The sequence below is a fragment of the Acinetobacter sp. YH16056_T genome, from assembly GCF_024605895.1.
In the GTDB taxonomy this organism is placed as follows: domain Bacteria; phylum Pseudomonadota; class Gammaproteobacteria; order Pseudomonadales; family Moraxellaceae; genus Acinetobacter; species Acinetobacter amyesii.
In genome coordinates, this window is record NZ_CP094545.1 from 1602472 (window position 1) to 1618012 (window position 15541).

At 39.1% G+C, this 15541-nt stretch carries 12 protein-coding genes; 7 read left to right on the top strand and 5 right to left on the bottom strand.

The window, feature by feature from the left end; genetic code table 11:
* The first annotated feature begins 103 nt into the window (after nucleotides 1–103).
* From MST17_RS07985 to MST17_RS08005, 5 genes are all read left to right on the top strand, one after another.
* Nucleotides 104–1507, top strand: a complete 1404-nt coding sequence (locus MST17_RS07985; RefSeq protein WP_180027005.1) for an amino acid permease — start codon at nucleotides 104–106, stop codon at nucleotides 1505–1507.
* A 198-nt stretch (nucleotides 1508–1705) separates the two neighbouring features.
* Nucleotides 1706–2134: a cation efflux protein, CzcI-like gene (locus MST17_RS07990; protein ID WP_218945786.1), complete on the top strand. Its 429-nt coding sequence runs from the start codon at nucleotides 1706–1708 to the stop codon at nucleotides 2132–2134.
* A gap of 47 nt (nucleotides 2135–2181) precedes the next feature.
* Nucleotides 2182–3504, top strand: a complete 1323-nt coding sequence (locus MST17_RS07995; RefSeq protein ID WP_180027006.1) for a TolC family protein — start codon at nucleotides 2182–2184, stop codon at nucleotides 3502–3504.
* Between the two features lie 13 nt (nucleotides 3505–3517).
* Nucleotides 3518–4744: an efflux RND transporter periplasmic adaptor subunit gene (locus MST17_RS08000; protein ID WP_180027007.1), complete on the top strand. Its 1227-nt coding sequence runs from the start codon at nucleotides 3518–3520 to the stop codon at nucleotides 4742–4744.
* The gene (locus tag MST17_RS08005) at nucleotides 4734–7889 is read left to right on the top strand and encodes an efflux RND transporter permease subunit (RefSeq protein ID WP_180027008.1); all 3156 of its coding nucleotides are present in this window, start codon (nucleotides 4734–4736) and stop codon (nucleotides 7887–7889) included. Before MST17_RS08000 ends, MST17_RS08005 begins: the two co-directional genes overlap by 11 nt.
* Before the next feature lie 114 nt (nucleotides 7890–8003).
* Here the strand turns inward: MST17_RS08005 and MST17_RS08010 are convergent, their stop codons facing one another.
* The gene (locus tag MST17_RS08010) at nucleotides 8004–8702 is read right to left on the bottom strand and encodes a DUF1826 domain-containing protein (protein ID WP_180004439.1); all 699 of its coding nucleotides are present in this window, start codon (nucleotides 8700–8702) and stop codon (nucleotides 8004–8006) included.
* 128 nt (nucleotides 8703–8830) lie between these two features.
* Nucleotides 8831–9067, bottom strand: coding sequence for a VF530 family DNA-binding protein (locus MST17_RS08015; protein ID WP_180004441.1), 237 nt, complete (start codon nucleotides 9065–9067; stop codon nucleotides 8831–8833).
* Between the two features lie 423 nt (nucleotides 9068–9490).
* Between MST17_RS08015 and MST17_RS08020 the strand changes: the two genes are divergently transcribed.
* The gene (locus MST17_RS08020; protein WP_257246887.1) at nucleotides 9491–9979 is read left to right on the top strand and encodes a hypothetical protein; all 489 of its coding nucleotides are present in this window, start codon (nucleotides 9491–9493) and stop codon (nucleotides 9977–9979) included.
* Between the two features lie 2 nt (nucleotides 9980–9981).
* Here the strand turns inward: MST17_RS08020 and MST17_RS08025 are convergent, their stop codons facing one another.
* A complete protein-coding gene (locus MST17_RS08025) occupies nucleotides 9982–10683 on the bottom strand; it encodes an IS1-like element ISPa14 family transposase (RefSeq protein ID WP_257246861.1) in 702 nt (233 codons plus the stop codon).
* A gap of 167 nt (nucleotides 10684–10850) precedes the next feature.
* On the opposite strand from MST17_RS08025, the gene MST17_RS08030 reads away from it, so the two are divergent.
* A complete protein-coding gene (locus MST17_RS08030) occupies nucleotides 10851–11483 on the top strand; it encodes a tyrosine-type recombinase/integrase (protein ID WP_180027280.1) in 633 nt (210 codons plus the stop codon).
* On the opposite strand, the gene MST17_RS08035 is transcribed toward MST17_RS08030, so the two are convergent.
* The gene (locus MST17_RS08035; protein WP_180027279.1) at nucleotides 11480–12220 is read right to left on the bottom strand and encodes a M48 family metallopeptidase; all 741 of its coding nucleotides are present in this window, start codon (nucleotides 12218–12220) and stop codon (nucleotides 11480–11482) included. The genes MST17_RS08030 and MST17_RS08035 overlap by 4 nt on opposite strands.
* Nucleotide 12221: 1 nt before the next feature.
* Nucleotides 12222–15503, bottom strand: coding sequence for a type I restriction endonuclease subunit R (locus tag MST17_RS08040; RefSeq protein ID WP_180027278.1), 3282 nt, complete (start codon nucleotides 15501–15503; stop codon nucleotides 12222–12224).
* Between the last annotated feature and the right edge of the window lie 38 nt (nucleotides 15504–15541).

A 15541-nucleotide genomic window follows, 5' to 3' on the forward strand; every position in this document is an offset into this window, starting at 1 on the left:
TGTTACAAAACAAGGGAGAACACAGCGTTTTCCCTTTTTTATTCCTAATGATCTTGGAAATAATGATTTGTACGACTGAACGTGCAGACAGGGAATCTAATCGATGCATGATGATAGCTTAGCCACACATAATTCAACTGCAAAACTGGGTGCAGGGCTATCTAATCGGCATATCACGATGATCAGTATCGGTGGTGTAATTGGTGCTGGACTGTTTGTTGGGTCATCTGCTGCTATTGCAAAAGCAGGGCCTGCCGCCGTTCTTGCTTATATAATTACTAGTATATTGGTTTTTTTAGTCATGCGAATGTTGGGGGAGATGGCAGTCGCTCAACCTGACACAGGCTCATTTTCAACCTATGCAAGAAAAGCCATAGGGCCATGGGCTGGCTTTACTATCGGATGGTTATATTGGTGGTTTTGGGTTTTAGTTATTCCTATTGAAGCAATTGCCGGTGCAGAAATTTTGCATGCATGGTTTCCATCAATATCCAGCGCTGTCTTTGCAACTATTTTTATTATTCTCCTCAGTTTAGCCAACTTTTTTAGTACTCGAAGTTTTGGTGAGTTTGAATTTTGGTTTTCTCTGATAAAAGTCTTGGCTATTGTGATTTTTATCGCCATTGGACTCACCGCAATATTTGGATTTTGGCCCTTAGCACCTGACGTTAGTGGTGTAGAAAATCTATTCAAAAATAATGGATTTATGCCAAATGGCCTGGGTGGGGTACTTTCTGCAATATTGATTTCAGCATTTTCATTTTTTGGCGTAGAAATATTATCGATCGCTGCAGCAGAATCAAAAGATCCTGAGCAAAAAATTAAACGCGCAACCAATTTAGTGTTGTATCGGGTCATCTTATTTTTTGTGGTTTCAATTTTTATAACGGTTGCACTGGTAGATTGGCGTTCACCGCAATTACAACAATTAGGCACCTTCCAATATGTCTTGGTCAGTTTAAATGTCCCTCAATCCAAATTGATTATTGATAGTGTGGTATTTATTGCAGTTGCAAGTTGTATGAATGCCGCACTTTATAGTTCATCAAGGATGCTATTTTCATTGGGGACACGCAAAGAAGCACCTCAATGGGTCACATCTATTAATGCCTCTGGTGTACCTGCTATTGCTGTATTTGCATCGTCTGTAGTGGGCTTAATTTGCTGTGCAGTCAATTATTTATTTCCAGGCCAAGTATTTGGATTTTTACTGTCTACAACAGGTTCAATTGCCTTATTGGTTTATTTAGTGATTGCATTTTCACAGCTTAAATTGAGAACACAAATCGAAAAAAATGGAACTGAGGTTGCGTTTAAAATGTGGCTATTTCCATGGCTGACATGGGCAGTCATTTTGGTGATCTTAAGTGTGCTGATCTATATGTTTTTATCTCCAGCCTACAGTTATGAAACTTCATTATCTTTAGGTGTTACGACATTGGTGGTTCTCTGCGGCTTAGTTGTGACAAGAAAAGCTAAGTTGAAGAATGATTCCGAACTGAATTAAAAATAAAGGTTTCGCCGATAAAAATCGTAATCATGAACCAATGGATTGTCTTTAGCATGTGCCGTGTCAGGGGATTAAAGCGAATGCCTTACGTTATATCTCTATGGCAATCCATTTTTAAGACAAATTCAAAGATTCACTTGACCTTCGACCGACTCCAAGCTTTATAATCGTTAAAATTTTCTTGATTGATGCAATATGCGTTCTGCGACATGGATAACAGTCTTAGTTGGATTGTTCATGTTCCAAAGCCTTTGGAACGTGGCAGCCGCTTTCTGTGTGCATGAAGAGCAAACTCAAGTTGTTCAAAGCTATCATTTTGGTCATCATCAAAATACCTTATGCGTCAGCAGTGAAACCAATCCACAGCATTCGTTGCATCAAGCATCTGAATCCAGTAGCAAACCAGTCAAAAATACCGCTAACGATCTGCAACTCGGTGAAGATCATCAAGACCATTTACCGTCTATGACGCATTTGATTGTACAAAACCAACAATCGATTCTTTTTATTGCACATCAGAGCTTTGAATATTCGCCAAAATTTGTTTGGAAGAATCTTTATCAAGCCCCTGATTTATTACTGCAAACACCTCCTCCTGTTTATGCCCCGCTAATGGCGGGGTAGCCTAAAACATTCCCGCCACTTTTTTTAATAAATGAGTGGGAAAAATCATGTCTTTATATTTTATGGCGTTTATACGTCTAGGCTTAGCTGTCGGTATTTCGACGGCCTTACAAAGTACTTTTGCGGAAAATGTCAGTAGTTTTGAATCTGCATTTGCCAAAGTACAAAACTACCAAGCCCAAACTGATATTTGGCAACAACAACAGCAAATCTCTGATTTTAATCTGCGTCAAAGCAAGCTATGGCAAAACCCAAGTCTATCGATTGAACAAAATGGTTTTGGTAAAAATCAAGATCAAGAGCTCAGTATCGCAATCAGCCAGCCACTGGATGTATTCGGTCAGCGTAAAATCAATCAAGCACTCGCGAGTACCTCAGCACAGCAAATTCAGTTGCAACAGCAGATTTGGAATGCTCAAAGTCAGCTGATTGTGAAGTATGCATGGTCACAGCTAGCCATCGCTCAAAATGAGCAATCGATTTACGCTACACAGCTCAAACTCAGTAAATCTAATTTGGACAGCGCGCAAAAACGCTATCAGGCAGGCAGTATTGCTTTGGTGGATGTAGAGCGCGCTCAAATTGAAGCTTTGGAAATACAGCGTCTATACCAACAGGCGCTTTTAAAACAGCAAACTGTGGCGCGTCAGCTTTCTAATTTATGGGGTGAAACTACGTCGCAAATTGCGTTGAATAACAGCGTTACGCCTTGGCCTGAACAGAGCCAAAGTTTAGTTGAGCGTAATTTATCGGAAGGTTGGTTACAAAAATTGTATGCCTTGAATATTCAGCAGGCAAATCAGCAAATTGAACATTTAAAAGCTCAAGCACGTCCAAACCCAACCCTAAATATGGGCATGTCACGTACTAAGTCTCCAACTGACGCCAATGATACGGCCTTGGTACTTGGTGTGGATATTCCGCTAAATATTTTTAACCGCCAACAATATGCCATTCCAATAGCACAAAAACAGCAAATTTTATTAAATCATCAGCAACAGCGCGAGTTAAAACAGCAAGTTTTGGACATTGCCAATAGCATTCACCAGCTTAAAGGTCTGCGTATGCAGTTTGATGCCACAGGCAATCAGATTGGTTTGGCTGAAAAGGTTCAAAACCGAACTTTGCAAGGTTTTCAGGCAGGTAAATTTGCTATTACAGACGTACAGCAAACCACAAAACAACTCCAAGACCTTCGACTTAGCCAAATGCAAATTTTGGCGCAGGCTTGGCAGAGCGCACTCAGTGCTGAAGCCTTAAGTATTGGAACCAGTTATGAAGAAATCAGCCGTTCAGATGCTTATAGCCAACTAAATAAAAAAGCCATTGAGGCATCCCAAAATCTCATCAACAGCGCATCAGCACAATAAGGCAGTTAATCATATGAAAATTAAACAAGATGGAAAAATTTCACAACCTTTGATGATTGCAGTTTTGATTGGCCTAACGCTGATGCTGTGTACTGCTATTTGGTTCAGTCAAAATAAATCCGATGCGGATAAAACTGAGAGTGAGGGAGAGCATAACGAGGCTAATGATAGTGATGCTGAAGCAGAACACGCAGAAGAAGGTGAACTTCAGCTTAGTGCTCAGCAAATGATAGAACAAGGAATTAAAATTGCGACTGCGGAAAATGGTCTGGTCGAAAATATTATTCAATTGCCGGGTAAATTGGCCGTCAATACAGATCAGCAGGCACATATTTCCCCAAATTTTAGCGGACATGTCGAGCAAGTCAGTGTGGCACTCGGTCAAACCGTACAAAAAGGGCAAACTCTAGCTGTGCTTTCTGTGCCTGAATTAATTGATCAGCAAGCTAATTTGCGTATGGCAGAAGCCAATTTAGATTTGTCTCGCCAAGATTATCAGCGTGAGCAAAAGCTATGGTCTCAAGGGATTTCTGCCAAACAGGACTTTCAGCGTGCTGAAAATGCCTATCGTCAGGCTCAAATTAGCGTACAGTCGACACAATCGCGCTTGCAAGCTTTGGGCGCGAATAGCGGTCAAAACGGACGATTTATCATTCGTGCGCCTATTGCAGGTGTAATCAGTCAAAAAGATATTGTTGTAGGTGAAAATGTGCAATTGGCAGATCAATTGTTCACCATTGAACAGCTAAAAGATTTGTGGCTAGAATTTAACTTAACTCATCAATATTCCGCACAATTACAAACGGGTCAAAACGTCTCTTTCAAAATCAATGGCTCAGATCAGCTCTATAGCGCAGAGGTACAAAGCCTGACGTCAAAGGCAGATGTGCAAACGGGACGCTTGGTGGTACGTGCCAAATTAAAACAACAATCTGCTGAGCTTCGCCCGAATGTGATGGTCAACGTGCTATTGGCTGATTCAGGTACTAAAAAAGCATTACGGGTGCAAAAGTCCGCCGTACAAAGCATAGAGAGTAAAGACAGTATTTTTATTGTTGAATCTGAGCTAAAAGGCCAAGTGCATTTAAAAGCACAAGCGCTAAAACTTGGACAAGCATCCAGTGATGGGCAATGGCTAGAAGTGATTTCGGGTCTTGAGGCAGGGCAAAAGTATATTTCCCAAGGCAGTTTTTTACTGAAATCTGAACTGGAAAAAGATGAGGCTGGCCATGAACACTAATTCAGAGAACACGAACATTAATTTGCCAAAGCCAGCAGGTCTATTCGAACGCATTATTCAGTTTTCAATTCAAAATGCAATTTGGGTGATGCTGTTTGTCTGCACATGGATTGCCGTCGGGATTTACAGTTATCAAAAACTGCCGATTGATGCAGTACCTGATATTACCAACACCCAAGTGCAAATTAATACGCAGGCCAATGGCTTTACAGCGTTAGAAGTTGAACAGCGGATTACTTATCCGATTGAAAATGCGATGGCAGGTATTCCAGATTTGGAGTTGACCCGTTCTATTTCCCGTTATGGCCTGTCACAAGTCACGATTGTCTTTAAAGACGGTACGGATATTTACTGGGCACGTCAGCAAATTAATCAGCGGGTACAGGAAGTTCAGTCGTCATTGCCAGCTCAGGTTTCTCCGACGATGTCGCCAGTTTCGACAGGTTTGGGCGAGATTTATCAATGGGTGCTGAAAGCAGAACCCAATGCAAAAAAAGCAGATGGTACGGCATATAGCGCGATGGATTTGCGTGAAATTCAGGACTGGATTGTGCGTCCGCAATTACAGCGTGTACAAGGTGTTGCCGAGGTCAACAGTATTGGTGGTTTTAATAAAACCTACGTGGTTTCACCTGATTTAAACCGCATGCAACAGCTGAACCTGTCATTAGAACAATTACAGCAAGCGCTTACAGAAAATAATGAAAACCGTGGTGCAGGATTTATTGAGGAAAATGGTCAGCAGTTAACAGTTCGAGTGCCGGGAACCTTAAACACCATTTCAGATATTGAAAACACCATGATTGACAGCCCAAATGGCAGTCCAATTCGGGTGGGTGATATTGCGCAAGTCTCCATTGGGCATGATTTGCGCACAGGTGGTGCAACCTATAACGGAGAAGAAACGGTTTTAGGTATTGCCATGATGGCTATGGGACAAAATAGCCGAACTGTCTCGAAAGCTGTAGATTCCAAAATTAAAGACATTCAAGCCAGCTTACCCAAAGGGGTAAAAATTGAAACAGTGTATGACCGTACCACATTGGTGGAGAAAGCGATTAAAACCGTTCAAAAGAACTTGGTTGAAGGCGCAATTCTAGTCATCATCATTTTATTTATCTTTTTAGGCAATATCCGTGCAGCACTCATTACGGCCTGTGTTATTCCGCTGTCAATGCTGTTTACCTTAACCGGCATGGCACAAAAGAATATCAGCGCGAATTTGATGAGCTTAGGTGCGCTGGATTTCGGGATTATTGTTGATGGTGCTGTGGTCATTGTTGAAAACTGTATCCGCCGCTTGGCGCATGCACAGCAAACATTAAAGCGTCCATTAACGCAAAATGAACGTTTTAAAGAAGTCTTTTTGGCTGCACGTCAGGCGCGCCGTCCGCTGATATTCGGTCAGTTAATTATTTTAGTGGTTTATTTGCCAATTTTTGCTTTAAGTGGTGTAGAAGCAAAAATGTTCCATCCGATGGCATTAACTGTGGTATTGGCACTTGTGGCGGCGATCATTCTGTCTATTACATTTGTACCTGCTGCTGTAGCGCTTTGGGTGAAAGGTGAAATTAAAGAAACAGAAAGCCGTTGGATGAATTGGCTGAAAAAGCAGTATCTTCAAATTTTAAATAAAGCCTTTCATTACAAGGCTGTAGTGATGACTTTTGCACTGTGTTTACTGCTCATTACTGGGCTTTTAAGCACCAAAATTGGCAGTGAGTTTGCACCACAGCTGAGTGAAGGTGATTTTGCAGTTCAACTGATGCGCTCTCCTAGCACTGGTTTAGAAGAATCATTAAGAATGCAGGAAAACGCTGAGAAACTGCTGTTGAAAAAATTCCCAGAGATTCAGGCTGTATTTGCTCGTACAGGTACGGCAGAAGTAGCAACCGATGTAATGCCTCCGAACATTTCCGATGGTTATATCATGCTCAAACCACGTAATGAATGGCCAAACCCTAAAGAAAGTGTGGATGAACTGCGTGGCCGTATGGTGGCTTATGTGGCTACAATTCCAGGTAATAACAGTGAGTTTTCCCAACCTATTGAACTGCGCTTTAATGAGTTGATCTCAGGTGTGCGTAGTGATGTGGGCGTCAAAATATTTGGCGATGATATGCAAGTGCTCAACACAGAAGCCACTAAGATCGCCAAAATTATGCAGCAAGTTGCGGGGAGCAGCGCCGTAAAAGTTGAACAAACTTCAGGTTTACCTTTATTAAATATTGAAATAGATAAGGCTTTGGCTGCGCAATATGGTTTAAACGTTAAATCTATACAGGATACTGTGGCAGCCAGTGTCGGTGGACAAAGTGTAGGGGAGATTTTAGAAGGTGATCGCCGTTTTGATTTTGTTATTCGTTTAAATGATCAAGATCGTAATGTAAGTACAATTTCACAACTACCGTTAAAGTTGCCAAATGGTGGCAGTATTGTACTCTCAAATGTTGCCACAGTGTCTAATGTAGATGGGATCAATCAAGTCAGCCGTGAGAATGGTAAACGCCGTATTGTAGTGACTGCCAATGTTGAGGGCCGTGATTTAGGTTCTTTTGTGGCGGGTATGCAGACTCAGCTGAAACAATATGCATTACCAAGCGGTTATTGGATTGAATATGGCGGTCAATTTGAAAACCTTGCATCTGCCAAAGCAAGAATGCAAATTGTCATTCCTTTAGCACTACTGACCATCTTTATTTTATTAATGGCAGTATTTCATAATGTGAAAGAAAGTCTGCTGGTCTTTACTGGCGTACCCTTTGCCTTAACGGGCGGTGTATTGTTTCTTTGGTTAAGAGATATTCCGCTTTCGATGTCTGCAGGGATTGGATTTATTGCACTCTCAGGTGTTGCTGTGCTGAATGGCCTGGTCATGCTGACCTTCATTAAAGAACTGGGGGACAAGTATCCATTGCATGAAGCCGTATGGCAGGGCGCTGTACTTCGATTACGCCCAGTACTCATGACTGCCTGTGTTGCCTCTTTAGGTTTTGTACCAATGGCTTTGGCAACAGGTACAGGTGCGGAAGTGCAACGGCCTTTAGCCACGGTTGTGATCGGCGGTATTCTTTCTTCCACCTTGCTGACCTTGGTGCTATTGCCAGTGCTTTACCGCTGGCTTAATACAGCTCGATCTCAATAATCTAGACTAAGCAATTTTGATTAAAACGATATTGCATTAACCCATACGGTTCATTCATTAGACAGAATGGATCGTATGGACTTACGATTTATCAATATTTAAACACAGCTAAAATCAGCAAATCAGTATAAGCCGATATTCACCTACATTTTCTACAGGTGCGCGGTGTACACAAGGCAAAACTTGCTGTGTAGGATGATCCACCGCTAAACGCCAAAGATGACCATTGCCTAGATTTACAGGCACAGCATTTTCTTTGAGCTGATAATGTAAATCAAAAAAATATTCCGCTAAAAAATCATCAAATTCTGAGGTAGGGCCATCGTACAAATCTTTAAGTTGTTCTCGTATTTTAGGAATTAAGATTCTTTGTGTCACTTGATCATTTGGCACAATATCACTGGAAGCACCATAATATGTACATAAAAAGGTATCGGTAGCGATAGGTGATCGATCGACATGAAAGGAATAAACATCGGTTGAGATGAAATCGAATTCATCATCTCGTTCATAACATTTGAGCAAGTTCAACGAAGGTGATGCACCAAATTCTGTTAATTGTTGCAGATCATTTAAAATAACTTCTCTGGCTAAATGGCCTTGCGATGAAAGTGTTAACTTCATCAGATCATCTATAGAAATTTCGGTTATATTTTCAATCAGTTCGAGTTTTTCGACTATTTCTTTAAAGTCGCCTTGTATGCTGCGTTGCCAGCAAAGCGCATTCATTTGACCTTCGAAATGACTATGAATCAATTCAGAAAATGTAGTGACTACACCAATTTGAGGATGCTGGGAAAAAGTATTGCTCATAATAGGGATCAATTTAAATCTGAGGCGAAGATACTGCGTACAAGGAAGTGCTAGAAGGATTAAGCAGTTTTATTCTATCTTAAACCATAAACTGCTATACAAAATTATTCGAGCATAGGCATTCATCGTTACGCTTTCTGTTTGGCTTTTTGGCGTAAGACATACAAATATAAGCTTTCTACTTTTTCACGTGCCCAAGGTGTAGTACGTAAGAATCGTAGTGATGATTTAACGCTTGGATCTATGCAAAAACATCTAATTTCAATTTTGCGGCTTAAGCTTTCAAAACCACCGTAGTAATCCAATAATTCATCCAAGATGTCAGCAAGTTTTTTGCCGTGTAAAGGGTCATTGGAGGTGCTCATATTAGATCAATCATATTTTGGGAGACCATTATTATAACCTGAGCGAGTTGAAAAAATGAGAGGGTTTGAATTTAAACATCAGGAACGTCAGATTCGCCAATTGATAAGATTCTGATTTCGGCATAACGTATATTATGTTCATTAGCGTACTCGGCATCGTGAATGATAATTTTACAGATTCACGATGTCGAGCTGTGGCAACGGATGCGTTGTGTAGGCCACAGTCTTGGATATGCTATTTAACATAATATATATTATACGAACAAAAGGTACTTTAGTACTTGTTGTTTAAACTACATAATCTCTCTAATGCTTTAAAATCGTAAAATGTCATTTAAGTGTTGTTCATGTTTCTTAACACTTTAATATTTGGTCTTGATATCAAAAATATGTAGCATGGTTATATTTAAAGAATAGATAAAAATGCTCTTAAAATTTAAAGATAAATTCCATAAAAAGACTAATGACAAATTAATTGTCATCACTAATTCTTGTCTTGTGCCATACGTTTGGCCTCAGGTTTACAATGAGTTTTTTATTTGTCATTTGGCTACTAATACTAAATATAAAATTCTTAGACACATTAATCATTTTTATGAGTTTTTAGATACCAAGCTTCATATTTTTCCAGATAAGATTTTTGATGAGTCCAACTTAGATAACACTAAAAATTACTTCTTCTCCTATTATTGTCATTTATGTAATGATTTAGAACCAATTAATAATGAAATTTGGGCGGATGTTGTAGTTTTTTATGAAAAAATTCAAGAGTTTAAATTAAATACTAGTAATAATATTAATTTTGAATTAAAAGAATCAATCAAAGATTTATCAGAAAAACTATCTCAATTTAAGTTTAGAAAATCTAAAAAAATATTAAAAATTAGGGTGGTGTTTCAAAAAGTATGCTGACATTAAATGAAGCCATTATTGATGTAAAAAAAGGTTAAGTCGAAAGCTTTAAAATGGTTTTCAATCTTTTTTGAAAAATTACAACTCCTTCTAAAACCGCGCCTAATTCGATGCCTTATTTTGCAATTATTACCTTCAATACCTACAGTAAAAAATTTACCAATACTTTGCTTGCAGTTTTTAAAAGCAGTTATGAAACTGTCCCAATGATCACTTGCAATTCGGGTGTAGTGAATACCTAATTGTTTAAGCTTTGCCTTCAATCGTTGAACTGTAGCTAAGTCTCTTTTACCCCAAACATAAGCAACAATCTCACCTGTTTCTCGATGGTAGGCGTAAATAAGCCATTGTTTATTATTTTTATTTCCCACAAAAGTCCAAAACTCATCAACTTCAAGAGACTCATAATGACTTTGTTTAGGCTGATTTTGGTAGGTCGATTCGGTTAAAGTACGTAAAACTTTACCGATACTGATTCGCTCAACTTCAGCGATATCTCGTATACCACTACCTCTGACCATCAACTGTAATATTTTTCGAGTAATGCCTGAATGACATCCTAGATAGCTCAGAGCATGGTCACCAATAAACTGACGTTTACAGTCTTTGCACTGATAGTTTTGTTTCCCATCTACTTTGATGCCATTTTTCTTTATACTGTCACTGAGGCAGGTTGGACATTTGATTTCTAGAGTTATTCGCATTTCTCTATTTTATCAAAATTCAACCTGCTTTGTTTCAGCATACTTTTTGAAACACCACCAAAATTAAATCATTACCTCCAGTCATTATTGACTATCTTGATGAAATTCTAGTCCCAGGTGCTGTTAACAATCCTTTTAAGCATTTACAAACACAGTGGAAATATTATGTGGCATACATTCTATTGTCATATGTAGGTTTGAGACGTGGAGAATTATTACTATTAAATATCGATTCTTTCTTCATGACGAAAAGCTTTAAAAATAATAAAAATTATTATTACTTAAATGTACAAAATAATGAGAGTGATGATGATGAACGCTTTACAGAGCTGAATTTAAAAAATCAATATGCTACTAGGCAGATACCTATTGGTGAGGATATATACAAACTACTCAAAATTTATTGTGAGGGCTATAGACCACGCTCTTACACCCCTTTTATATTTATATCCAATAGGCATAAACCATTGTCCGTAGAAGCCTTAAATAAGACATTTCTAAAAATTTATCAAGCGTTGCCTATAGAATTATCAAAACAGTTAGAAAAGACACACGGTCTTACAAGCCTATCACCTCATATGTTACGTCATACTGCTGCTTCAATTTGTGTTTCGCTCTACCCAGATGATAATAGAGATAATATGTTTGCTGTAATGAGGAGTTATTTTGGATGGTGGCCAGATTCCAAAATGCCAGCATACTATGCTAGCAGTGCCTTCAATGACCAAATGCAGGCAAAATATCTCGATATATTAAATAGAAGAATATCAACAATAGAAAGAATATTTAGTCACGATTAGTGAATGATTGCTGTCGCTCTATCATCTAACCGTTTTTTGATTATTGGCCAATCAGGCATAACTTGACTTAGAAGTTGATAGAAACGCTCGCTATGATTATGTTCAACCAAATGACAAAGTTCATGCAAAATCACATAATCAATGCAAATTGCGGGCGCTTTAACTAGATGCGGGTTCAGTGTAAGAAGACCTGATGGTGAACAGTTCCCCCACTGTGTGCGCATGCTCATCAAACGAATATCAGGCTGAGTTTCAACCCATAGGGCTTGCTCTAGAATACGTTGCAAACGTACTTTAAATATGACTTTTGCTCGTGATCTATACCATTCATTTAAATAAGATTTAATACTTTCAATATCCGCATCTAAGGTGTTTACCTCCAATCGTCCCCTCAGAAGTTTTACACCTTTTGGCTTGGTATCATCATGAATCACTTTCAATTGATACTGTTTACCCAAATAAAAGTGGCTTTCACCACTTTTATATTGGCGAGGCGTGATAAATTTGCTTTGTTCACGGAACTCTCGTAATTGCTTATAGATCCAACGACTACGTTGCTTTACCGCTTCAATGATTGTTTTATCATCTGTATTTAACGGTGTTGATACAACTACCCGACAATCAGCATAGACTTTAATCAGTATTTTTTGAGAACGACTAGAACTTTCAAGCACCTCAAAATCGATAACTTCATCACCATATACAATGCTTAACTTTTTCTCTGGCAGCGTATTCATCCTAGAGCCCATTCAAACCGACCCGAGTAATTTGTACGATCATTTCCACAATTTTTTTGGCTTGATCCATACCACTCCCAATGGATTTACATTCACGGAACATCTGAGGTAATAGTTTTTTACGGATATCTGCTTCAATATTTTGTGGATTAATTGAGTTTTCAGCCACAGAACTCATAACAGAACGGTCAACCTCGAAAGCAAGTTCAATCCACTTATCTTGATTCTCTTGATCTGTTATCGAGAATGCTTCAGGTAATAGCTTCTTAAAGACCCCGTAATAAGCTTGAGCATGCTTATTACCACTGAATACATCAGGAATTTCATCTAAACGACGAGCTTCTACTTGCTCTTCAAACTCCCTAAACAACATGTGTTGCTTCAATGGGTGATCAAACTCTTTCTCTGCTTCTTCAATGACTTGACGTAACAGCTTAGAGAAAGCCTCCTGAGCATAGGGATCATCACGCAATTGCTGTTCAATCATCTTCGTTACACGAGTTTTGATGATATCCGTTTCATTACGTGTTTTCTCTTCACTCCAATCTTCAGGTTGCGCCACTTTGCCCATCTTGCCGACTTCATAGACTCCATCAGGGTCTTTTACCTCAATACCCACAACATGTTTATCAAGAAGTTTTTTGACTTGCTCAGCATACTGATCATAGTCAATAGTCTCTCCAGCATCTCGTTTCACAATCTGACGCAAGCTTGTAAATAGTTTGACTGTTTCTTTGTAGTGCTGACGATCTGCATCAGAAAAGCTTTTATCTTCAAAGAAGTTTGCTGACTGCAACGCAACTTTTAAACAACTTGCAAACTCTGTAAGTGCTTCATAAAAATCATCACGAACTTTTAAGTGAATATCGACTAACTCACCCTCACGTTCTTCAATACGAGGGACTAAAACTTGGCGCAACTGCTCTAGATCATTTTTATTTTTTACACCATCAAAAATCGCCCATAGCGCTTTATACAAACGAGGTAAACGTTTGTATTCAGAGCTCATTTGCGTATACAAGCCTGTAAGATCATTGATATCATAGCCACCTTGGGTACGAGCAGCGAGATCTTGGTAATCAAGAATTGTGGCATCTAATTCTTTTAAAATACCTCGATAGTCAATCAATAAACCAAACTTTTTCATCGGATGAAGTCGGTTTACACGCGCAATTGCTTGAATCAGATTGTGCTGTTTTAAATTTTTATCAATATAAAGAACAGCATTTTTAGGTTCATCAAAACCTGTTAAGAGCTTATCCACCACTATCAGCAATTTAAGCGAATCATCTTTTTCAAAACGCTCAATTACTTGTTTGGTATAAGTTTGCTCATCCTGAGTGCCGACATTGTCTTTCCACCATTGGGTCACTTCAGGGGTAGTCGATTCATCAACATCAGTATTTCCTTCACGACTATCAGGTGGGCTCATCACCACAGCAGACTCAAACAAGCCTGCTTCATCCAAGTACTTTTTATACTTAATCGCTGAAGCCTTGCTATCGCAAGCAAGCTGTCCTTTTAAACCATCATCAATATTTTTCACAAAATGATTGGCAATATCTAACGCAATTAGGCGAATACGATCATCCGCTGTATAAATCTCACCTTTTCTCGCAAATTTACGTTTTAAATCTGCTTTTTGCTGATCATTTAAACCTTCTGTTATCCGTTCAAACCACGTATCAATCGCTCGTTCATTGACATCTAAATCAGGAATTCGTTCTTCATAGAGCAAAGGCGTTACGGTTTTATCTTCTACCGCTCTTTGCATCGTATACGCATGAACAATAGGACCAAACTTGTTAACGGTCTTTTCATCTTTAAGCAATGGTGTACCTGTAAATGCCACGAATGCCGCATTTGGAAGTGCGAGTTTCATACGCACATGGTTTTCACCACCTTGGCTTCGATGCCCTTCATCAATCAAGACAATGAAGTCTGAACTTGTATTGACACATTCAGGAAGTTTGGTTGCTGAGTTAAATTTCTGAATCAAAGAAAACATGATTCGCTCTGTGCCTTTGCCAATTTGTTCAGCCAAGCGTTTACCTGAAGTCGCCATGGCGTTTTGCTTGTCTCTTTTCCCTGTCAGTTCGCCACCAGAAACAAAGGTTTTACTGAGTTGATCTTCTAAATCAACACGGTCAGTAACAACCAAGATACGGCATTGTTTTAAAGCTTCATGCAAGATCAAGGCTTTACTGAGAAAGACCATGGTAAAAGATTTACCTGAGCCTGTTGTATGCCAAATTACACCACCTTCACGGCCACCTTTAGTGTTTTTAGTACTAATACGTTCAATGAGTCGCTTAATACCAAAAATTTGCTGATATCGAGCAACAATTTTTCCAACTTTCTTATCGAAAAGCGTATATAAACGAACAATTTCGAGTAGTCTTTCAGGCTTTAATAAACTAATAAGTAATTGATCTTGGCCCGTAACAGCCAACTCTCCACCTGCAATAAGGTTTTCATACCAATTTAAGTCATCGGCTGGACGATAAGAAAATAGGCTCTGTTTTTGTGAAGCACTTAATTTCTTATTTTTAAGCGCAAACATGTCTGCATCAGAAATATCTTCTTCTCGCCATGCTGCCCAGAATTTTGCAGGGGTATTGCATGTGCCGTAACGCCCTTCATGTCCATTTATAGAGAGTAGCAGTTGGCTATATGCAAACAAATGTGGAATTTCATCAGGTCGCTGATTACGAAGCGTCTGAGAAATACCTTCATTAATCGTTGGACCTTTCTTTGCCTGACTATCGGGGCGTTTTGCTTCAATCACTACTAAAGGGATACCATTTACAAAGCAAATGATATCGGGTCTACGTATATCTACACCACCTGAGCGTGTAACAGCAAATTCTTCAGTGTATGAAAAGTTATTGTTATGGATGTTATACCAATCAATCAGTGGAATCGTTGGGCTAACCTTTTTTCCATTCACAAATTCAGTTACAGGAATGCCATAGAATAAGTGGTTATACATTTTTTCATTGGCTGTCAGTAACCCTTCATTCAAAGCAGGGCTACAGATTTCGGCAATTAAGTTATCAACTGATTTTGAAGATAGTGGATATTCTTTGCCCGCGAATGGAAAAGTACGTTTAGAGAGCTCTTGACGTAAAATTTGGCGTAATACCACTTGGTCTTGCTTTCCATCACGGGCAGAAAGTGCATGTGATGGCGGTAAAAATGACCATCCTAAGTTAGTCAACAAGGCTAAAGCCGGAAGTTTTGCACTATATTCTTCTTGAAGTTTAGGAAGAAAATTTGTCATCAATTATATCTCGATAAATTAGCAGTTTAGATTCGATT